Raw genomic sequence first — 20,007 nt, 5'->3', positions numbered from 1 at the left:
TCCCGCTCAGCGTACGACGAGCACTGGAACGGGGCTATGGGCCAGCACTTCCGAGGTCTGGCTGCCCAGCAGCAGGCGCCCGAGGCCGCGCCGGCCGTGCGAGGCCATGACGATCAGGCTGCATTCTTGGGCCTTCGCCGCCTCGACGATGGCTTCCGCTGGCCTCGCGTCGGGCACGTGCAGCACGTCCGCGCTGACGCCGATCCTGGCGGCCGATTCCCGCACCGTCGCCAGGAGTTTCTCCGCAGCCTTCTTCTGCCCCTCTTCATACCCCGAGATATCCCCGGGAAGCGGGACCCAGCCGCCGCCGGCCGCGCTCGCATCGAAGGGGAAAGGCTCGGTGACCGTGATGACGGTCACCTTCGCGTCGAGGCTCTTGGCAAGCGAAAGCCCATGGTCGACGCCCCTCTGCGCGACGTCGGAGCCGTCCGTCGAAATCAGGATGTGCTTGTACATTGCCTTCTTGTCCTCTGTTGCCTGTTCCGCCCAAGGAACGCTCGCGCTTGGCGCGTCCAGTCCACAGACACGCCGGGACGAGGCCTTGGCCTGAACTCTAACTTTGGGCCTTCTTTTCAGCTTGATCGAGATCAAAGCGGCCCAATCTGCGCAGAAGCGTAGGTGTCGCATATCGGCGCGTATAGCAGACCCGAATAACAATACTCGTGTTCAACGCTGGCCGTGAGCCCCTCAAAATCGGGTTCTCCGGATCGATGGGAAGATCAACGCGTTCATACGATCGTTTCGCGACGGGCGTTGCGACTACCGCCTCCACCACGGCACGCCGGACGAGTGCGGGATGGCAGGCTGCGGCGATATCGGTGATGCGCTCGAGTAGAACCGGAGGTGCTCAAGCGGTTGAGCTTGGCCGCCTGCCAGAGGACAGCCGCTTTCGACGAGCCGTTTTATCGCGTTGCTGCCTTGGCAGGCGAGGGTTCAAGAATTACGCTTCTCGCTATCGAGGCGTCTGACGCCGGCCGGGCTTCGTGCTTTTGTCGATTTCGTGAAGCAACGGCGCAGACATGAACCAGCTTGAGGGCGCGAGGGCGCGCCAGATAGACGTCCGCTGATACTCGAAATCAGATCCCCATGTGGCACACCGTGGACCGCGTCAGGAACCGTCTCTCGCGGCCGTTATCGAGTGAGAACATGCCACCGCGTCCGGGCACAGCATCGATGACGAGGTTGGTGTGCTTCCACGCGTCGTATTGCGCCGCGCCGATGTAAAACGGCGCGCCGCCGATCTCGCCGAGCAATACGTCGCTGTCCCCCAGAGCGAAATCACCCTGGGGGTAGCACATTGGCGAGGAACCGTCGCAGCAGCCGCCCGACTGGTGGAACAGCACCGGCCCATGCTCGGCGATGATCTCCGCCAGGAACTCCAGCGCCGCCGGCGTGGCGCTCACCTTGTCGTGCATTCCATCCTCCCTCCGGAAAGCGAAGCGCGGGAACGTCCCGCGCCCCGTGAGGCAGTCCTCAGAAGAAGCCGAGCTTCTTGGGGCTGTAGCTGACCAGCATGTTCTTGGTCTGCTGGTAGTGGTCGAGCATCATCTTGTGGGTCTCGCGGCCGATGCCGGACTGCTTGTAGCCGCCAAACGCCGCGTGCGCCGGGTAGGCGTGGTAGCAGTTGGTCCAGACGCGGCCCGCCTGGATCGCCCGGCCGAAGCGGTAGAGCCGGTTGGCGTCGCGGCTCCAGATGCCGGCGCCGAGGCCGTAGAGCGTGTCGTTGGCGATCGACAAGGCCTCGTCGTCGTCCTTGAAGGTTGTCACCGAAACCACCGGCCCGAAGATCTCCTCCTGGAAGATTCGCATCTTGTTGTGACCCTTGAACACCGTCGGCTTGACGTAATAGCCGCCGGCGAGATCGCCCGGCAGCTCGTTGCGCGCGCCGCCAGTGAGCACTTCGGCGCCTTCCTGCTTGCCTATGTCGATGTAGGACAGGATCTTCTCGAGCTGCTCGGACGAGGCCTGCGCGCCGATCATCGTCGCCGGATCCAGCGGGTCGCCCTGGACGATCGCCTCGACGCGCTTCAGCGCCCGCTCCATGAAGCGGTCGTAGATCTTTTCATGGATCAGCGCCCGGCTCGGGCAGGTACAAACCTCGCCCTGGTTGAGTGCGAACATGACGAAACCCTCGATCGCCTTGTCGAAGAAATCGTCGTCCTCGGCGGTGACGTCCTGGAAGAAGATGTTGGGCGACTTGCCGCCGAGTTCGAGCGTTACCGGGATAAGGTTCTGGCTGGCGTACTGCATGATCAGCCGGCCAGTGGTCGTCTCGCCTGTGAAAGCGATCTTTGCGATCCGGTTGGAGGAGGCGAGGGGCTTGCCTGCCTCGAGGCCGAAGCCGTTGACGATGTTGAGCACGCCCGGCGGCAGCAGGTCGCAGATGAGGTCCGCCCAGAGCATGATCGCCGCCGGGGTCTGCTCTGCGGGTTTCAGAACCACGCAGTTGCCGGCCGCGATCGCGGGGGCCAGTTTCCATACCGCCATGAGCAGCGGGAAGTTCCACGGGATGATCTGGCCGACGACGCCCAACGGTTCGTGGAAGTGATAGGCAACGGTGTCGTGGTCGATCTCGGAGAGGCTGCCCTCCTGGGCGCGGATCGCGCCGGCGAAGTAGCGGAAGTGATCGATGGCCAGCGGCAGGTCGGCGGCGGTCGTCTCACGGATCGGCTTGCCGTTGTCCCAGGTCTCGGCGCGCGCGAGGAGATCGAGGTTCTCCTCCATGCGATCAGCAATGCGATTGAGAATCAAGGCGCGCTCGGCCGGGCTGGTGCGGCCCCATGCGTCCTTGGCCGCATGGGCCGCGTCGAGTGCGGCCTCGATGTCCTTGGAGTCGGAACGGGTGACTTCGCAGAGAAGCTGACCGTTTACCGGCGAGAAGTTCTCGAAATACTTGCCGGAAAGCGGCTCGGTCCATTTGCCGCCAATGAAATTGCCATAACGCTTGTCGAAGGGCGCCTTGACGGAGCGTGAGAATTCAACCTTGTTCATGATATACCTCCCGAAACAACGCCGCGGGATGCGGCGCTTCGGTGGATAGACTTGCCGCATCTGCCCGCTCGCTGTCACGATGGTGAGAACAGTGGACCCGCAGGAGGTGTCGCAGAACTGCGACAGTCATGCCGGGATTCGAAAAGATCAGTGCGATCTATGGAGATCGAGGCGGTTGAGCTTCCGGTGGAGCGTCGCACGGCTGATCCCAAGTGCTGCGGCCGCGGCCGAGATATTTCCATCTGTCCGGGCCAGCACCCGTTGCAGAGCCCCGCGCTCCGCCTCGGCGAGGACTTCGGTGACCTTCCTCGCCCCGCCAAGCAGATCGGCCGCGGGGAGCGGCTTCCGAAGGCTCTTTTGCGTGATCCCCAGCGCTAATCGCGCTAAGCGGGTCGCGCCGACCACAAGGTCGTCCGGATCGACCGCGATCAGCCCGCCCGAACCTTTGTCGGTTATTGGCGCGAGCAGAATGCGCGCCTTCGGGAATGCCATCTTGAAGTTCTCCGCCTCGATGCGTCGTGCGGCGTCGACCACAGCCACCGAAATAAGATTGGCGAAGGCTTCGGTTAGATCTGCCCGGCAGGAAGACACGTCGAGGGCGGCGACTAGGTCTCCTTCGTGATCGTAGATGGGCGCCGTGATGCAGCTCAGCGCAGTGTTGCGCGTGTGAAAATGCTGGTCGCGATGGATCGTCAGCACGCGCTGCTCGACAAGACAGGTGCCGATGCCGTTGGTGCCCTCGCTCTCCTCGTTCCAGACCGAGCCTGTCCACAATCCCCAGTTGTGAAACGTCTCGTCATCCGCAGGTGCACCGCGTCGTTCGATCGGCACGCCCTCTTGGTCGGCGAGAAGCACGCAGCATCCAACACCTCCCACCGCCAGGTAGAGTCTGTCGAGGCTTGATTGGGCAGCTCGGATTAGCGGTTCGATGCGTTGCCTGGCGTCGATAAATTCGGCCTCAGTCAGGTATCGCGGCGGTTTGGGATCGGTTGGATCGAGCTTATGCAAATTGGACGAGCGTCGCCATGAAGCGACCAGCGCCGATTTCGCAGCGGCATCCGAAATGATTGCGGCCTGTATGCGATCGGCATGATGACCGGCTAGAGCCTCGCCCATGCTATCCTCCCAAATCCCGACTCTTTCCTTTCAGTTCCTGGATCAGGCCTTTCAGTTCCTGGATCAGGTACGTGTTACGTCGGGGTTGCGTTGGCAGCGCTATCTCCGCTTCGATCGAACCCTCTGTCAATTGCCCAGAAGAACCAGGCGCCTCCCTTGCGCCAGCGTTATCCGGCAACGGCCGGAGCTCTCTTGACATGGATCAAACCTGCGGACGAGTTTCTGGATCGGCTGCGTCTGCGGCAATATGCGAGCCTTGTGTACGCCACGCTGGCATTCGGCGCCGGAGTGTCCGATATTCACGACAGCGCCATGGACACGAACCGCAAGGACATACACAACTCCGACATTCCTGTGCTTTGCCGGAGCTGCGAGGCCCGGCACAAGGGAATGTGCGGCGTGCTCGATTCTGCCGAGCTTGTTGCGCTTTCGCGCCACACTCGCCTGGCCCGGCATTCTGCCGGAGAGGAACTCGCCGCTGACGGCATGCCCGTCGAGTCCTATGCGAATGTAATGCGGGGCGTGGTCAAGCTGACCAAGGTGCTGGAAGACGGCCGCCAGCAGATCGTCGGACTGCAGTTCGCCCCGGATTTCCTCGGGCGACTTTTCACGCCTGACAGTGCTGTAACTGCCGAAGCTGCGTCCGACGTCGATCTCTGCCGCGTGTCGAAGAGCGGTCTGGAACGGTTGATCGCGGCGAATCCCAAACTGGAGCGTCGGTTAATGGAGCAGACTCTCAGGGAACTCGATGAAGCCCGCGAATGGATGGTCACACTGGGGAGAAAGACAGCTGCCGAGAAGGTCGCCAGCTTCCTTTATCTCATCGCCACGCACCTCGATCCCTCAGCGGACAGCGAACAGAAGGGCCGCAAGTTTATTCTGCCTCTCACGCGCGGTGACGTTGCCGATTTCCTCGGGCTGACGATCGAGACCGTCTCGCGTCAATTGTCCAGGCTCCGCGCGGAGAAAGTCATTGCAATCAGCGCAGTGACCCAGGTCGATGTGCCCGATCTCGAGCGGCTCAGGAAACGTTGTGGCTGAACGGATGGACCAGCGCCAGAAGCGGAACGAGGATTTCCTTTTCGAACGCCACGTGGACGTTCTCGCCTCATGATGAAAAACCAAGGCCTGTTCGGCTCATGAGTTTCGATGACCTCGACCTGAATTTGCTGCGCGTGTTCGACGTCATGATGCGCGAAAGAAGCGTCACGCGTACGGCATGCGAATTGGGAAGAACGCAATCTGCGATCAGCCATTCCTTATCAGGCTGCGGCACCTTTTCGGCGACAGGCTGTTCACGCGCGATGGAGGCGTTATGAGGCCGACCCCGCGGGCGGTCGAGCTTCTGCCTGACATTTCGGCCGGATTGGCAACGATTCGAGCCTCGATTGATCGCCATCAAACTTTCGATCCCGCAACCACTCGGCGGAACTTTCGTGTCGGGCTCACCGACTACCATGCGATGATAATCATACCACGTCTTCTGCGGGAGTTTTCCAGGCAGGCGCCCGGTGCCACGTTGAATATTATTCCAGCGAACGGGCTCGATATCCCGTCCTCTGTTCATCTTCGACAGATCGACTGTGCATTGACTGGAGCAGTGATCAAGGATGACCCAAGCCTTTTGAAGATCGAACTGGGCCAGGATCGTCTCTTCTGCGCAGTTTGGAGCGGCAGCCAAATCGCAAGTTCGGCGATGTCGTTGGAGACATACCTGTCAGCGTCTCACTTGCAGGTTTCCGCCGATGGTGTTTCCAGCGGACTTGCGGATGCCGCGCTCAAGGAGCTTGGTTTGCGGCGGAACGTGGTCGCGACGATATCGAATTATCTGGCACTTCCGTGGGTTTTGCGAGGCACCGAACTTGTTGCTCATTGTGGTGACGGAATCCTCCAAATCCTTGATAAAGCGAGTGAAGTGACTCTCCTTTCGCCGCCCCTGCCGATCCCAAATGTGAGCGCGTGGTTGCTCCTTCATCCGCAGATGGCCACGGACCCAGGGACGATCTGGCTCAAAGAAGTTCTCTCAAACATCTACTCTGAGTCACAGATTAAAAAGAGAGAAATTGTTTCTGAGAGAGAACAGAAGAAATAAACAGGAGACACACGGCTGAAACCATTACGAGTGCAGCCATTGTATGAGCAGTCCTCATAGTCATCATGACGAGAATGAATTTGACCAATAATGAGGCCTGCGCAACCTTGGTGCTCCACAAAAAAATAAGGGGAACCAAGATGCAAGCAATTCTCAAGGGTCTGGTCGGAGCAGCGGTAGGGCTCGTTGTATCCAACGCGTCCGCCGCGACGATCGAAAATGTCAAGAAGAAGGGAGTTCTGACCTGCGGAACCAACTCAGCGACGGCCGGATTTAGCCTTCCAGACAATGAGGGCAAATGGACCGGGTTCGTGGTCGACTATTGTCGCGCTGTTGCAGCAGCGGTTCTGGGCGATGCGCAGAAGGTAAGGTTCATTCCGCTTACGCCGAAGGACCGGTTCACCGCGCTTCAGTCGGGCGAGATCGATATACTCGCACATAACGCAACCTGGACGTCATCCCGCGACACGTCTCTCGGAATACTTTTTGCGGGCACGTATTTCTACGATGGCCAGGGCTTCATGGTCCGCAAAGCGGAGAACATCGGTTCGGCCAAAGATCTGGATCGCGCGTCCATCTGCGTCACTCAGGGCACGACGACCGAGTTGAATCTCGCCGATTACTTCCGCTCGCATTCGATGACATACTCGACCGGCGGGTTTGCCGACGAAGAAGCCGTGGTAAAGGCCTACGACGAAGGTCGCTGCGACGTCCTCTCGGCCGACACGTCCACCTTGAATGCGTCGCGCCAGCGCATGGCGAAGGCCGACGACAGCGTCGTGCTTCCCGAACTTATCTCCAAGGAGCCACTTGGGCCTGCCGTGCGGCAGGGCGATGATCATTGGCTCAACGTGGCCAAATGGGCGCTCCTTGTCATGGTCGCTGCCGAAGAATTGGGAGTAACCTCGCAGAATGTCGATGAAATGAAGTCATCGGACAACCCGAACATTCGCCGGCTGCTTGGAGCGGAGGGCAGCCTCGGAGAGGATCTCGGGCTTGGCGATACCTGGTCCGTGGACGTTATCAAGCAGGTCGGCAACTATGGCGAAGTGTTCGATCGCAATATCGGCAAGGCCTCGCCGCTCAAGATGGAGCGCGGCCTGAACGCTCTTTGGAATCAGGGCGGTCTCCAGTACGCCCCGCCGATCCGCTAGGCCGGGTCGGTCACAAGCCGCCGGCGATTGCGCCGGCGTCTTAAAGCGCGTCGGGGTTGAATGGAGTCATGCGAGACGCTTTAAGTTCTTGTTTATGCATGTCGTTATCGCAAAACCGCTGCGCACTTTTGCGCGACATGCATTAGTTCTGCACCAACACAGGAACAGGGTCATGTCCGATGTGCTGCTCGCCGCGCCCTCGCGCAGGAGCTTGTCCCTGCACGACGCCAAGGTCCGGGGCATCATCTATCAACTTTTGCTAGCGGGCAGCCTGCTGGCATTGGCCGTGGGCATTGCCGTTCAGACTGCGTCGAACATGAGGGCACGCGGGATTCCGCTGTCTTTCGGCTTCTGGAACGAGGCCGCCGGCTTCGACATCAATCAGACGCTGATCCCCTACGACACGCTCTCCACCTACGGCCAAGCGTTCTGGGTGGGTGTGGTCAACACCCTCTATGTGAGCTTGCTTGGGATCGTGTTGGCCACAGTCTTGGGCTTTGTCGTCGGCATTGCCCGTCGGTCACCGAACTGGATCGTTTCAAAGGTCGCGGCTTCGTATGTCGAGATCATACGCAACATCCCGTTATTGCTGCAGCTTTTGTTCTGCTACAATGCAGTCCTGAAAGCGCTGCCTGCGCCGAGGGCGTCGATCGAACTCCCCGGCCGCATCTATCTGAACAATCGCGGTCTCATCATTCCGGAAATCCAGCTCTACGCAGGAGCAGGTACCGTGGGACTCGCGTTCCTGGCGGCCAGCATCTTCTGCGTCGCTTTTTGGTCCTATGCCAGGCGCGCACAGAACCGCACCGGAAAGCAGCTGCCCGTGCTTTGGGTCAGCCTCGCTGCCTTGATCGGACTGCCTCTGATCGTCTTCCTCCTGGTCGGTTCGCCGGTGTCGTTCGTGACGCCAGAGTTGAAAGGGTTCAATTACCGGGGTGGACACCAGCTTTATCCGGAGTTCGCGGCTCTTCTGATCGGTCTGTCCGTCTACACCGCTTCCTTTATCGCGGAAATTGTCCGCAGCGGGATCCAGGCTGTGCCGAAAGGCCAGACCGAAGCCGCCCATGCGCTCGGGCTTGCGCCGGGCAAAACGCTTCGCCTGGTCATTGTTCCGCAGGCACTGCGCATCATCATACCGCCCCTGACCAGCCAGTACCTGAATCTCACGAAGAATTCCTCACTCGCCGTGTTTATCGGCTACCCCGATCTCGTTCAGATTTTCGCGGGAACGGTGCTCAACCAGACTGGCGCCGCCGTCCAGGTGATGGCGATTACGCTGTCGGTCTACCTCGCGATCTCCCTCGTCATGTCGATGACCATGAACGCGTTCAATCAACGTTTCGCGATCGTCGAGAGGTGATGCATGAGCGGCCAGTCCCTGCATCCGCACCTCGTTAGCGCTCCGCCTCTGCCGCCTGTGGCGCCGCCTTGTGGAATCCGGCCGAGCCCGGCGACCTGGATCAGAAAGAACCTGTTCTCGACGCCGTTCTCCGGCGTGCTGACGATCTGCTTCACAGTTCTCGCCGCATGGCTTTTGTATCAGTTCGCGAGTTTTGCAGTCTTGGATGCAGTCTGGGCCGGCGGACAGGAAGAATGCCGCGCCAACCCTGAGGGCGCGTGTTGGCCGTTCATCGTGGAGAAATTCGACTATCTCCGTTACGGGGCATATCCGATTTCCGAGCGCTGGCGGGTGGACCTGACGCTGGCGATCGGCGCCGTGCTGATCGCCTGGCTGCTGTGGAAACGGGCGCCGCGGCGCAACGTGGCGGCGTTGCTGTTCTTTGCTGCCTACCCGGTCGTCGCCTTCGCGTTGTTGCGCGGTGTCGCGTCGCTCGATCTGCCGGTCATCGATACCGTCTTGTGGGGAGGTCTGCTTATCACGCTGCTCATGTCGATCGTGGGCATCGTCTTCTCGCTGCCGCTCGGTGTGCTTCTCGCGCTTGGCCGACGATCGGAGCTTCCCTTCGTCAGGGCAGTGTGTGTGATCTTCATCGAGGTCGTCAGGGGCGTGCCGTTCATCACGGTGCTGTTCATGGCGAATTTCATGATGCCGCTCTTCGTCCCCGACTATCTGACGCCCGATCGGCTGCTGCGTCCGCTGATTGCGATAGCGCTGTTCTCGTCCGCCTACATGGCCGAGGTGGTGCGCGCCGGCCTTCAAGCGATCCCCAAGGGGCAATATGAGGCGGCAAAGGCGCTCGGCGTCAGCTACTTCACCATGATCCGTCTGATCATCCTGCCGCAGGCGCTCACTATCGTTATCCCAGGCATCGTCTCTACCTTCATCGGGCTGTTCAAGGACACGACGCTAGTAGCGATCGTCGGCATTGCGGACTTCCTGAGAGCCGTCGAAACGGCGCGAGTCGACCCGAACTGGGCTGGGCCGACGATCTCTTCGACCGGCTATCTCTTCGCCGGGCTGGTCTACTGGATCTTCTGCTTCGGAATGTCCCGGTACTCGCACTCGATGGAGCGCGCGTTGGCGCGCGGCCACAAGAGCTAGGAAGCGGAATATGCGACAGGCAGTTTCAGCAGCGAGGCACGTGGCGCAAATCCTCAAATAGCCCGCCAAAAGTTCGAGCAGCCGCGAGCGGCGAAAACCACACCGGAAACCAAGCAATGGCTTGTGCAGATGCATCGCAACCGACGGTTGCGGAAAGAAATGTTGGAATGATCGACTTCGACAGGATCTATGATCGCCACCAGTTTGGGTCAGTCAAATGGGCCAATCAGTGGGACGAATTCTCGCCTCGGGTCGAGGGCGAAGATCTGCTTTCGCTGTGGACCGCGGACATGGATTTTCGCGCGCCTGAAACCGTCGTCGCGCGGCTGCGGGAAGCGGCGGACCATGGAATCTATGGCTATACCCGCCGCGACCCCCGTCACTACGAGATTGTGCAATCATGGTTCGCGCGTCGGCACGGCTGGTCGCCGGCACTGGAATCGCTGCTGCCGGCGCCTGCGATCATGCCGTCGGTAGCCGCGATGCTTCGGACCTTCACGAAGCCCGGGGACGGGGTGATTGTGCAGTCTCCCATTTACTCGCCCTATTTCGAAGTGATTCAGGGGAACGGCAGGAAGCTGCTGGTCAACAGGCTAAGGTTGCAGGATAACCGATATGAACTCGACCTGGAGAACTTCGCGAAACTGGCAGCCGGCGCCAAGGCCTTCCTGTTGTGTAATCCGCACAATCCAGCTGGAAAGGTGTGGACGCGCCAGGAACTGACGGCGCTGAACGATATCTGCGAGCGCTACGGCATCCTTGTCATATCTGATGACATCCATTGCGATATCAGATTGTCGGATCGCCCGCACATCGTCTTCTCGTCCCTCTCGGAGGATGCCGCGGAAAAGTCATTCATCTGCACGGCTCCAACGAAGACCTTCAATCTGGCCGGCGTGCCCTCCGCAACCGTGTCGGTGGCCAACAAGCAGCGGCGCGAGGCGCTTCTGGCCACCATGCAGGCATCGTTCATGGTCAATGCCAACTTCTTTGGACGGCTGGCGCTAGAGGTCGCCTACAGCACCGGCGCGCCGTGGCTGGATCAGCTGACGCGCTACATCGGCGGTAATGTCGATTTCGTCCTCAAGTTCGCCGAGGATCGCCTGCCGGGCATCACACCGATGCGGCCGGACGCTTCCTTCCTGGTGTGGCTGGATGCGCGCGGGCTCGATCGGAAGGTCGGAGGCGTTCAACGGTTTTTCGTCGACCGAGCCGGAGTCAATTTGTACGACGGGCGCGTCTATGGACCCGGCGGTGAAGGCTTCATTCGCCTCAATGTCGGTTGCCCTCGTCCGCTGTTGCGGAGAGGGCTCGAACGCATGTCCAGGGCGCTGGAGTCCTTGTGAGAGCGTTGACGGGACCGGAGCGGCCCTGCGGCATCGGCGACAGCGTGCTTGCATTCAGCTCCAGGCGTGGCTGGCCAATCCATAGACCCAGGGCCCGTTGCTTTCGCGGTTCAGAAAGCGGCGGCCTTTGGACATCGTCGTCACGGTCTCGGCAATGCCGAGGCCGCTCTGCTGCAGAAACTCGGCAAACACGCCATCCTTCTCGCGCGTATCGACGCGGGCGAATCGACCTGCCAGCTTCTTCAGATGGACGGCTGTGAGGTGGACCGCGTCCTGGTCGTTTCGGGCTATTGTGGGACCAATCACATGGCCGCGCCCGAACTCGCGACACATGGAATAGCCAACGACCTCGCCGCCGCGACTCAAAGTGGCGATCGAGGCATCCTCCGAGAGCAACGCAAGCAGCCTTGCACGGTTGGTCCCGAATGCGCGCGCGTCCAGTTCGGTGATCTCGCGAAGTCCGCCGCTGGGCAGATCACTTAATTCACCATCCGGAGCTGGCATTGGCGGGAGTTTTTGTGGGATCTCGCCCTGGCGCATGTAGACGATCGCCTCGTTCGTGAAGCCGAGCGACACATACAGAGGATAGGCGGCATGGGTGGCATTCAGGGCCAGATTGCGATCCCCGCACTGCTCGAGGACCTGGTCCATGAGCCATCGGCCGCCTCCCTGCGCCTGTGCGCGAGGCGTCGTGATCACCAGGCCGATGGTGGCAAAATCGTCCCCTTGGGGAAACCACATCGCGCTTCCGAAGACGCGCCCAATTCCGTCAACGGCGACGATGCCGTGGCCGGCGCGGCGCAACAAATCCCAGTCCTTGGGGCGATGCGGCCAGCGGACCGAAATCGATAGTGCATGCAGCAGATCAACATCGACATCATTGATGTCTCGCGCGACCAGTTCAAAGGATTTCAGGCGTACTGATCTCTGCATCTCAGTCGATCCGCTCCTTCAACGAATGTCTTTCAACGAATGCCCAGGGCACGCGGTGTTAAATCCTGGCGCCGATAGCCATGTTTGCGACAGGCCTCATTTGCAGCAGCATTACAGGGGAACGCCAGCAGGTTTCGCTGGTTCGAGGCGTTTTTTCGCAATCTTCAGCCAAAGCACGACGCGATTCGGCAGGGAACACTGCTGCTCAGGGATAGGCTGGTCGCAACCTACAGTGTGCAAGCAGAGCGGACAGCCATGAACGTGGAAGAAATCCTCGCGACCCTGATTGCGTTTCCCTCAGTTGTGGGCACGCCAAACGGTGAGATCGTCGATTGGATCCGCGACTACTGTCAGGCAGCCGGAGCCGCGGTGACGGTTCTGCCCGGTCCCGAGGGCGACCGGTCCAACCTGTTCGTCACGGTCGGCCCGCGTGCCGGTCGGGGCTACGTCATCTCCGGACATATGGATGTCGTGCCGGCCGGCGAGCCGGAATGGAGCTCCGATCCGTTCGTCCTGCGTCGCGAGGGCGGCAGGCTTTACGGCCGCGGCACCACCGACATGAAGGGCTTTCTCGCCTGCGCATTGGCCGCGCTGCCAGGACTTGCGGCAATGAACCTGCGGCGGCCAGTCCATCTCGCATTCTCCTACGACGAAGAGGCGGGGTGCCGTGGTGTGCCGCATCTCCTGGCTGCGTTGCCGAGCCTGTGCGAGAGGCCGCTTGGCGCAATTGTCGGCGAGCCCAGCCGGATGCAACCTGTGCGTGCGCACAAGGGAAAGGCCGCGGCGCGGCTCGAGGTGATCGGGCGATCCGGCCATTCGTCACGCCCCGATCTCGGACTCAATGCCGTGCACGCCATGGCCGGCGTCATCTCGCACGCAGTGGCCTACGGCCAATCGCTCACGGGCGGCCCGCTCGATCAAAATTTCGAGCCCCCATACTCTTCCTTGCAGGTGGGTGTCATCGCCGGTGGACAGGCGGTCAACATCATCGCTGGCCACTGCACAGCCGATATCGAGGTGCGTGCCGTGCCGGGCGTTTCCCCAGCATCCCTGCTTGAGCCGGTCAAAGCCCGGCTTTTCGATCTGCGCGACAGCGGCTTCGAGGTGGCCTGGCACGAATTGAGTTCCTATCCCGCCCTTGCGCCGGCGGATGGGAGCAAGCTAGCGGCAGTCCTGACAGAGCTGACGGGGCAGGAGCCGCTCACGGCGGTCAGTTACGGCACTGAGGCCGGGCTTTATCAGCAGGCCGGTATCGATGCGATCATTTGCGGCCCTGGCGAAATTTCCCGCGCGCATCGTCCCAATGAATACATCGAGATCGGTGAACTTGCTGCCTGCCAGAGCATGATCGACGATCTCGGCGCGCGTCTCGCGGCCTGAGGGAAGGGCGGGTTCCATGGCATTTCTTTTCAACTCCGATGCGGCGCGTGCTGCGGTGTTCCGCGAGATTTTTGCGCGCGAACTCCCGGATCTGGAATTCTTCCATTCCGGCGAGGAGATGGAGCCGGACAAGGTGCGCTATCTCATCACCTGGACGGTGCCGGACGACATCTCGCGCTACCGCAATCTGGAAGTGCTGTTTTCGATCGGCGCGGGCGTCGACCAGTTCAAGCAGGACGTCGTGCCAAGCCATGTGAAGCTTGTGCGCATGGTCGAGGACGGCATCATCCGCATGATGCAGGAATACGTCGCGCTTGGCGTGTTGGCGCTCCACCGGGAGATGCCCGCCTATCTCGATCAGCAGAAAAGGGGCCTCTGGCAGCCGATTGCCGCTCGACAGGCGGCCGAGCGCCGGGTCGGCTTTCTTGGTCTTGGCATGCTGGCGCAGGCGGCTATCGAGCGCCTGAAGCCATTCCAGTTTCCGCTTGCCGGGTGGAGCCGCAGCGAAAAGCGGATAGAGGGAGTCACCTGTTTTCAAGGCGCCGATCAGTTGCCCCGCTTTCTGAAGCAGACGGATATTCTCGTCTGCCTGCTACCGCTGACGCAGGAAACCAGCGGCATTCTCGATGCAAAACTCTTCTCCTTGCTGCCAGCAGGGGCGCGCCTGCTGCATGTCGGCAGGGGTCCGCAACTCGACCAGGCCGCGCTGATCGACGCGCTCGACAGAGGCCACGTATCCGCGGCGATGCTTGATGTCACTGATCCGGAACCGCTCCCGGAAGACCATCCGCTGTGGTCGCATCCGAAGGTGATGATAACACCGCACATTGCCTCGGTGACACAACCACATACGGCGGCGCAAGCCGCCGTCGACAACGTCCGGCGCCACCGCGCCGGCGAAGAACTGATCGGCCTCATCGATCGGACACTCGGCTACTAACCAGGAAACCCAACATGTCACTGCTGACCACGATTGACACAAATCCAGCCTTCACGCCGAAGGAGGCATTGCCGCTGCCTGAGCGGCTCATTTCCGGCACTCCATCCTTCAAGAGCTGGGCGCAGGATGCCTCGAAAGGTGAGAAGGTTCTGACCGGCGTCTGGGAAGCCACCCCCGGCGAGACGCATTCGATCAAGGGCACCACCTACGAGTTCTGCCATATCCTTTCGGGCCTCATCGAAATCGAGGAGAAGGGCGGCGAGACCAAGACTTACCGCGCCGGCGACAGTTTCGTGATGAAGCCCGGTTTCGTGGGTGTCTGGCGCACGATCGAGACCGTGCGCAAGATCTACGTCTGCGTTTACGACTGAGTTCAGTGCTCAAGGTACGGCCGAGTAGAGCGCGCGGCGGTTCCAGAACAATCGACTATCCAAGTTCGGCCCGACGCGATTCGACGCTGTCGGGCCGCTCATTCTCGACGAAAAATGCGGCGCGCGGTCCGCTATGGTTCCGCTAGTGCGAATGAGGACCTCGATCGATGAAGACCTATGACATAGCGCTCATCCCCGGCGACGGCATCGGCAAGGACGTGACCGGGGCGGCATGGCAGGTGATGCAGGCCGCGGCCAAACGGGGCGGTTTCGCCCTTGATGGCACACGCTTCCCATGGTCGTGCGCCTACTACCTGGAAACCGGCGCAATGATGCCGCCAGACGGCATCGAGACACTCCGAAAATTCGATGCGATCTATCTCGGCGCTGTAGGCTGGCCCGCGGAAGTACCCGACTCAGTATCGCTTCACGGACTGCTGCTGCCGATCCGGAAAGGGTTCACGCAGTACGCCAACATACGGCCGCACAGGCTGTTGCCGGGCGTTCAGGGGCCCCTCCGCTCCGATGGTTTCGACATCCTGTGCATTCGCGAGAATACGGAAGGCGAATATTCCGGCGCCGGCGGGCGCGTGCATTCCGGCACGGCCAATGAGGTCGCGATTGAGACGTCAATCTTCACGCGTGCCGGTGTCGAACGGATCATGCGTTTCGGTTTCGAACAGGCGCGGGCGCGCGGCAAGAAGCTCGCATCCGTGACCAAATCCAACGCCCAAAAGCATTCCATGGTTTTCTGGGATGAGGTCACGCGTGAGGTGGCGAAGGACTATGCCGATATCGAGGTCTCGCACTACCACATCGACGCCATTGCCGCCCGCATGGTGCTGGCGCCGGAAAGCCTCGACGTGATCGTCGCCTCGAACCTGTTTGGCGACATCCTCACCGATATTGGAGCGGCCATTCAGGGCGGGCTGGGTTACGCCGCCTCCGCCAATATCAATCCCGATCGCAGTGCGCCTTCCATGTTCGAACCGGTCCACGGTTCGGCGCCCGACATCGCGCATCTCGGTGTCGCCAATCCGATCGCCGCGGTCTGGTCCGGTGCGATGATGCTCGAGCATCTGGGCGAGGGGCATGCTGCGGCAGAAGTGATGTCGGCAATCGAGTCCATAACCGCGCGGGGCATTGGCACGATCGCAGGCAAGGACCGGACTGAAACAATCACGCAAGCCGTGCTTGCGGCGTTGAGCTGAAAGGGCAGAGGAAAGACCATGAATGCGATAACGAAGATTGGCACGTTTGACGATGCGGACCTGTTCCGCCAGCAGGCGTTGATTGGCGGTGTGTGGCGGGAAGCGGATACAAAGGCCGCCGTCGAGGTCACCAACCCTGCCACCCTGGCCGTTCTTGGCAGCGTTCCCGATATGGGCGGCGACGACACCAGGGCCGCTATCGCTGCTGCGGCCGAGGCATTCAAAAGCTGGAAGAAGACGACCCATGCCGAGCGTGCCGGACTGCTGGAGCGCTGGCACGACCTCATTCGCCAGCACGAACAGGATTTGGCTCTTCTGCTGACGCTGGAACAGGGTAAGCCGCTTGCCGAGGCGTCGGCGGAAATCCGCTACGGCGCATCTTTCGTGAAATGGTTTGCGGAGGAGGCGCGCCGCATCGGTGGCTCGACCATTCCGTCACCCACCGCCGATCGACGCATTCTGGTTCTCAAGGAAGCAGTCGGCGTCTGCGCCATCATCACGCCGTGGAATTTTCCGAATGCGATGATCACGCGCAAGGTGGCGCCCGCGCTTGCCGCCGGCTGCACGGTGGTGATCAAGCCGTCGGAGTTCACACCGTTTTCGGCGCTCGCGCTCGGTGTCCTGGCGGAGCGGGCGGGCATCCCGGCAGGCGTTATCAACATCGTGACCGGCATGCCGGGCGAGATCGGCAAAGAGCTGATGGCCAACGAAACGGTGCGCAAGATCTCGTTCACCGGTTCGACCCGCGTCGGTGCGCTGCTCATGCGTGGCGCGGCCGACAGCATCAAGCGGCTGAGCCTGGAGCTTGGCGGCAACGCGCCCTTTATCGTCTTTGACGACGCCGATCTTGATAACGCAGTTGAAGGGGTGATCGTATCCAAGTTCCGCAACGGCGGTCAGACCTGCGTTTGCGCGAACCGGATTCTCGTGCAGGAAGGCGTTTACGACGCGTTCGCCGAAAAACTGAGTCAGCGCGTCGCGCGGATGAAGGTTGGCGCGGGGACCGACGAGGGCACTGAGATCGGCCCGATGATCAACGCGGCCGCGATCGACAAGATCGAGCGTCACATCGCGGATGCGAAGACGAAAGGCGCGCAGATCCTCGCCCAAAGCGAGGCAGTGCCCTACGGCAGGCAATATGCACGGCCCGTCGTCCTGGGGGAGGCTACCACCGAGATGCTCCTGGCATCGGAAGANTCGCGCGGCAAGATGGACAAATGCACCTTCTGCGCCGCTTTTTCGCTTCGAGACGGAGGAAGACGCCATCACGATCGCGAACGCTACGCCGTTCGGCCTTGCCGCCTACTTCTACACCGACGACCTCAAACGGTCATGGCGTGTCGCCGAGGCGCTGGAGTTCGGCATGGTCGGGCTCAATACCGGCCTGATCTCGACCGAGGTTGCGCCTTTCGGCGGTGTCAAGCAGTCAGGCGTGGGGCGGGAAGGATCGCAGCTCGGCATCGACGAATATCTCGAGGTCAAGACGCTTCATGTTGGCGGGCTTAATTAGAGGCCTTTCGGAGTCGCAACAGCGAACTAAAGTGCGTCGCGTTTTGACCGGCCTCATGCGGCGCGCTTTAGGTTGTTGTTTATGCTGTCGCTATCGCAAAACCGCTGCACACCCTCGGTCAGGCCCAGGGTCAGCCCCGAGGGCCTTCCTTTGCGCGACATGCATTGGAACACAGTCTCCTTTCAGCGGCCGATTTTCAGTGGCAATCGCAAACCTCCGGGATTAGCCGAAGCATCCCTCCACTTCGTCATCCCAGGGTCTGCGCCGCGTCGCTTCGCTCCTTGCTTCGCCCTAGGATGACGAAGTCGTGGTCGTGGTGGCTTATGCCAATCGCCAGCGTTGGAGATTTGGCTGCCCGAGCGTCAGGCAGCGAAGGCCCACCGCTGTATGGATGCCAGGGTCTACGCCGCGTCGCTTCGTTCCTTGCTCCGCCCTTACGATGAGCGAGGGTGGTTCGGTCAATCCCAGAGCCGAGGGCATGCTTTTGCGCGACATGCACCAGCAATGAGAAAGGGGCGGTCGAAACCGCCCCTTTCTCATTTCGATACTTCGAATGCCGCGATGGCCGGAGGCCCGCCAGCCTCAAGCAACTTCCCGAACGGGATCCAGGCCGACGGCGGCGGCCAGCCCGCCGATATCCTTGATCTCGGTATATTCGTAGAAGGGGTTCGCGGGCTCGTGGCCGCGGTTCACCCAGACCTTGCTCTTGATGCCGAGATCGTAGGCGGTCATCAAATCGTAGCGGAAGGAGGACGAGACATGAGTGATGTCCTCGGGGCCGCAGCCGAGCTTGTCGAGCATGTATTCAAAGCCCTTCATCAGCGGCTTATAGGCGCCAACCTCTTCGGCGGTGATGACGGTGTGAAATGGCGCGCCGAGCTTTTCCACATTCGACATGATCAGGCTGTTCATGGAGTTGGACAGGATCACCAGTGGGATTTCCTTGGCCACTCTGGACAGGCCAGCCGGGACGTCGGGGTGCGGACCCCAGGTCGGCACTTCGTCATAGATGCGTTGGGCGTCTTCGGGTTTGAACTGGATACCGATGCGCTTGCAGCTGCGTTCGATGGAATTCTGCACCACCTCGAGGAAGGGTTTCCATGGCCCCAGCACCTCGTCAAGGCGATAGCCTCTAAAAGCCTCCACGAAGCTGGCCATTGCCTCCGGGGAGAGGCGCTCGCCGTAGACGCGCCGCGCCGCGCCGGCCATATCGAAATTGGTGAGCGTGCCGTAGCAGTCGAAGGTGATGTATTTCGGTCTGAACGTCGACATGGCGACAATCCTCCTTGGTTTTTCTCGGCACAGCGTGCCTGTACCACAATCACCATAGTCGGAGATCTGGAAGACTAACGGCCGCATTCGCGGCGACCTGAAGCAGATCGTTTCGTATTGCATCGCCGGTTTGGCAGAGAGTTGCGCCAGCTGTCCTTTCGAGCTTTGGGAGCGGCGCGGCCTGTCGGCCATGCTTCGGCAGAAGATGCGGCGCGAGCGGGGAAGGATAGTGAAAACGCGTCGCGCTTGGCTGCCGGTCGGGAGGAACTGCTGTCTTTGGTGGTCTACCGTTAGCACCTGAAGACGAAGGCCGGAAATTCATCATGACCACACAGCAGATCATCCTTGAAGAGATGACACCGGGGCACCTGGAAGGCGCTGTCGAGTTGTCTCGCCAAGTCAAATGGCCGCATCGCCGCGAGGATTGGGAGTTGGCCCAGTCGGTCAGCCGGGGGATCGTCGCCCTGGAAGAAGAACGCGTGGTGGCGACCATCATGATGACCCCCTACGGCGACGGTGCCGCCGCCATCAACATGGTGATCGTCGATGCGGCCATGCGCGGCCTCGGACTCGGCCGAAAGATGATGGAAGAGGCGCTGGCGAAGGCGGGTGAGCGCACCTGTTGCCTGACGGCGACACGGGAAGGCCTGCCGCTCTATGAGAAGCTGGGCTTCGTCACGACTGGCGAGATCGTGCAGCATCAGGGCGAGGCGTTGGCAGTTTCGGCGCCGGCCCGTGTATCCTGGGCAGAGAGCGGCGATCTTGCCCGCCTCGAGGTGCTGGATCGCGAGGCATTTGGCCATGACCGTTCGGCGCTGATGAAGCGGCTTTTCGAGCGCGCGAAGTTCGCTGTGATTCGCGATGAAGGCGATACCCAGGCCTTTTCCGCCATCCGGCCATTCGGCCGGGGGCTGGTCATCGGGCCGGTGGTGGCGAGGAACGGTGCCGAGGCCAAAGCACTGATCGACTTTCTGCTCGCCCATCATCAGGGCAAGTTCGTCCGTGTCGATACCGACGTCTCAACGGATCTTGCTGAATGGCTCACCGGGCGCGGGCTCGCGCACGTCGGCGGGGGGATCACGATGCGACGCTCCATGGCCACGCACAGCGAAAGCAAGCCGGCGCATCATCGCACATATGCGTTGGTCAGTCAGGCACTTGGTTAAATCAGGCAATCGGTTGAATCGG

At 61.1% G+C, this 20,007-nt stretch carries 18 protein-coding genes and 1 pseudogene; 13 read left to right on the top strand and 6 right to left on the bottom strand.

Annotated features, from left to right (window positions below; translation table 11 throughout):
* Window positions 1-6: 6 nt before the first annotated feature.
* The 4 genes from X738_RS54185 to X738_RS54170 all read right to left on the bottom strand — a co-directional run bounded on the left by X738_RS54185 (window position 7) and on the right by X738_RS54170 (window position 4,107).
* Entirely contained in the window at window positions 7-456 is a 450-nt protein-coding gene (locus X738_RS54185) for a universal stress protein (RefSeq protein ID WP_023798471.1), read from the bottom strand.
* Between the two features lie 620 nt (window positions 457-1,076).
* The gene (locus tag X738_RS54180; RefSeq protein WP_023798470.1) at window positions 1,077-1,415 is read right to left on the bottom strand and encodes a DUF779 domain-containing protein; all 339 of its coding nucleotides are present in this window, start codon (window positions 1,413-1,415) and stop codon (window positions 1,077-1,079) included.
* 58 nt (window positions 1,416-1,473) lie between these two features.
* On the bottom strand, window positions 1,474-2,991 hold the full coding sequence (gene adh, locus X738_RS54175; protein ID WP_023798469.1) for an aldehyde dehydrogenase: 1,518 nt from the start codon (window positions 2,989-2,991) through the stop codon (window positions 1,474-1,476).
* Window positions 2,992-3,138: 147 nt separating this feature from the next.
* Window positions 3,139-4,107 carry a GAF domain-containing protein gene (locus tag X738_RS54170; protein ID WP_023798468.1) on the bottom strand — a complete coding sequence of 323 codons (969 nt, stop codon included), beginning with the start codon at window positions 4,105-4,107 and terminating at the stop codon, window positions 3,139-3,141.
* Window positions 4,108-4,299: 192 nt separating this feature from the next.
* On the opposite strand from X738_RS54170, the gene X738_RS54165 reads away from it, so the two are divergent.
* From X738_RS54165 to X738_RS54140, 7 genes are all read left to right on the top strand, one after another.
* Window positions 4,300-5,148, top strand: a complete 849-nt coding sequence (locus X738_RS54165; protein WP_373420403.1) for a Crp/Fnr family transcriptional regulator — start codon at window positions 4,300-4,302, stop codon at window positions 5,146-5,148.
* 98 nt (window positions 5,149-5,246) lie between these two features.
* Entirely contained in the window at window positions 5,247-5,426 is a 180-nt protein-coding gene (locus X738_RS85975) for a LysR family transcriptional regulator (protein WP_198032795.1), read from the top strand.
* A complete protein-coding gene (locus X738_RS54160; RefSeq protein WP_198032794.1) occupies window positions 5,423-6,199 on the top strand; it encodes a LysR substrate-binding domain-containing protein in 777 nt (258 codons plus the stop codon). Before X738_RS85975 ends, X738_RS54160 begins: the two co-directional genes overlap by 4 nt.
* 140 nt (window positions 6,200-6,339) lie before the next feature.
* The gene (locus X738_RS54155) at window positions 6,340-7,353 is read left to right on the top strand and encodes an amino acid ABC transporter substrate-binding protein (RefSeq protein ID WP_023798466.1); all 1,014 of its coding nucleotides are present in this window, start codon (window positions 6,340-6,342) and stop codon (window positions 7,351-7,353) included.
* Window positions 7,354-7,525: 172 nt separating this feature from the next.
* Window positions 7,526-8,713, top strand: coding sequence for an amino acid ABC transporter permease (locus X738_RS54150; RefSeq protein WP_023798465.1), 1,188 nt, complete (start codon window positions 7,526-7,528; stop codon window positions 8,711-8,713).
* A 3-nt stretch (window positions 8,714-8,716) separates the two neighbouring features.
* Window positions 8,717-9,856 (top strand): amino acid ABC transporter permease, encoded by a 1,140-nt coding sequence (locus tag X738_RS54145; protein ID WP_023798464.1) that lies wholly within the window; start codon window positions 8,717-8,719, stop codon window positions 9,854-9,856.
* Window positions 9,857-10,023: 167 nt separating this feature from the next.
* Window positions 10,024-11,202, top strand: coding sequence for a MalY/PatB family protein (locus X738_RS54140; protein ID WP_023798463.1), 1,179 nt, complete (start codon window positions 10,024-10,026; stop codon window positions 11,200-11,202).
* Window positions 11,203-11,256: 54 nt separating this feature from the next.
* On the opposite strand, the gene X738_RS54135 is transcribed toward X738_RS54140, so the two are convergent.
* Window positions 11,257-12,135 carry a GNAT family N-acetyltransferase gene (locus tag X738_RS54135; RefSeq protein WP_023798462.1) on the bottom strand — a complete coding sequence of 293 codons (879 nt, stop codon included), beginning with the start codon at window positions 12,133-12,135 and terminating at the stop codon, window positions 11,257-11,259.
* Between the two features lie 255 nt (window positions 12,136-12,390).
* Between X738_RS54135 and argE the strand changes: the two genes are divergently transcribed.
* The 5 genes and pseudogenes from argE (at window position 12,391) to X738_RS54110 (ending at window position 17,547) form a co-directional block, all read left to right on the top strand.
* Entirely contained in the window at window positions 12,391-13,515 is a 1,125-nt protein-coding gene (argE, locus tag X738_RS54130; RefSeq protein WP_023798461.1) for an acetylornithine deacetylase, read from the top strand.
* Window positions 13,516-13,531: 16 nt separating this feature from the next.
* Entirely contained in the window at window positions 13,532-14,455 is a 924-nt protein-coding gene (locus tag X738_RS54125; protein WP_023798460.1) for a 2-hydroxyacid dehydrogenase, read from the top strand.
* Window positions 14,456-14,469: 14 nt separating this feature from the next.
* The gene (locus X738_RS54120) at window positions 14,470-14,826 is read left to right on the top strand and encodes a cupin domain-containing protein (protein ID WP_023798459.1); all 357 of its coding nucleotides are present in this window, start codon (window positions 14,470-14,472) and stop codon (window positions 14,824-14,826) included.
* Between the two features lie 167 nt (window positions 14,827-14,993).
* Window positions 14,994-16,037 (top strand): tartrate dehydrogenase, encoded by a 1,044-nt coding sequence (locus tag X738_RS54115; RefSeq protein ID WP_023798458.1) that lies wholly within the window; start codon window positions 14,994-14,996, stop codon window positions 16,035-16,037.
* Between the two features lie 18 nt (window positions 16,038-16,055).
* Window positions 16,056-17,547: pseudogene (locus X738_RS54110) on the top strand (NAD-dependent succinate-semialdehyde dehydrogenase).
* Window positions 17,548-18,129: 582 nt separating this feature from the next.
* On the opposite strand, the gene X738_RS54105 reads toward X738_RS54110, so the two are convergent.
* Window positions 18,130-18,819: a haloacid dehalogenase type II gene (locus X738_RS54105; protein WP_023798457.1), complete on the bottom strand. Its 690-nt coding sequence runs from the start codon at window positions 18,817-18,819 to the stop codon at window positions 18,130-18,132.
* Between the two features lie 323 nt (window positions 18,820-19,142).
* On the opposite strand from X738_RS54105, the gene X738_RS54100 reads away from it, so the two are divergent.
* Window positions 19,143-19,985 carry a GNAT family N-acetyltransferase gene (locus X738_RS54100; protein ID WP_023798456.1) on the top strand — a complete coding sequence of 281 codons (843 nt, stop codon included), beginning with the start codon at window positions 19,143-19,145 and terminating at the stop codon, window positions 19,983-19,985.
* Window positions 19,986-20,007: the final 22 nt, after the last annotated feature.

It is taken from the genome of Mesorhizobium sp. L48C026A00, from assembly GCF_000502375.1.
Lineage (GTDB): Bacteria > Pseudomonadota > Alphaproteobacteria > Rhizobiales > Rhizobiaceae > Mesorhizobium > Mesorhizobium muleiense.
Note: the sequence above shows the minus strand (reverse complement) of the source record. Positions and strands in the feature narration are given on the sequence as shown.

Excerpts from the sequence above, each read along its gene's own strand:
- X738_RS54125 (WP_023798460.1), top strand. The coding sequence starts at position 13,532 with ATGGCATTTCTTTTCAACTCCGATGCGGCGCGTGCTGCGGTGTTCCGC.
- X738_RS54155 (WP_023798466.1), top strand. The coding sequence starts at position 6,340 with ATGCAAGCAATTCTCAAGGGTCTGGTCGGAGCAGCGGTAGGGCTCGTT.
- X738_RS54145 (WP_023798464.1), top strand. The coding sequence starts at position 8,717 with ATGAGCGGCCAGTCCCTGCATCCGCACCTCGTTAGCGCTCCGCCTCTG.
- X738_RS54185 (WP_023798471.1), bottom strand. The coding sequence starts at position 456 with ATGTACAAGCACATCCTGATTTCGACGGACGGCTCCGACGTCGCGCAG.
- X738_RS54160 (WP_198032794.1), top strand. The coding sequence starts at position 5,423 with ATGAGGCCGACCCCGCGGGCGGTCGAGCTTCTGCCTGACATTTCGGCC.
- X738_RS85975 (WP_198032795.1), top strand. The coding sequence starts at position 5,247 with ATGAGTTTCGATGACCTCGACCTGAATTTGCTGCGCGTGTTCGACGTC.
- X738_RS54135 (WP_023798462.1), bottom strand. The coding sequence starts at position 12,135 with ATGCAGAGATCAGTACGCCTGAAATCCTTTGAACTGGTCGCGCGAGAC.
- X738_RS54170 (WP_023798468.1), bottom strand. The coding sequence starts at position 4,107 with ATGGGCGAGGCTCTAGCCGGTCATCATGCCGATCGCATACAGGCCGCA.
- X738_RS54115 (WP_023798458.1), top strand. The coding sequence starts at position 14,994 with ATGAAGACCTATGACATAGCGCTCATCCCCGGCGACGGCATCGGCAAG.
- adh (WP_023798469.1), bottom strand. The coding sequence starts at position 2,991 with ATGAACAAGGTTGAATTCTCACGCTCCGTCAAGGCGCCCTTCGACAAG.
- X738_RS54150 (WP_023798465.1), top strand. The coding sequence starts at position 7,526 with ATGTCCGATGTGCTGCTCGCCGCGCCCTCGCGCAGGAGCTTGTCCCTG.
- X738_RS54120 (WP_023798459.1), top strand. The coding sequence starts at position 14,470 with ATGTCACTGCTGACCACGATTGACACAAATCCAGCCTTCACGCCGAAG.
- X738_RS54105 (WP_023798457.1), bottom strand. The coding sequence starts at position 18,819 with ATGTCGACGTTCAGACCGAAATACATCACCTTCGACTGCTACGGCACG.
- X738_RS54140 (WP_023798463.1), top strand. The coding sequence starts at position 10,024 with ATGATCGACTTCGACAGGATCTATGATCGCCACCAGTTTGGGTCAGTC.
- X738_RS54100 (WP_023798456.1), top strand. The coding sequence starts at position 19,143 with ATGACCACACAGCAGATCATCCTTGAAGAGATGACACCGGGGCACCTG.
- argE (WP_023798461.1), top strand. The coding sequence starts at position 12,391 with ATGAACGTGGAAGAAATCCTCGCGACCCTGATTGCGTTTCCCTCAGTT.
- X738_RS54180 (WP_023798470.1), bottom strand. The coding sequence starts at position 1,415 with ATGCACGACAAGGTGAGCGCCACGCCGGCGGCGCTGGAGTTCCTGGCG.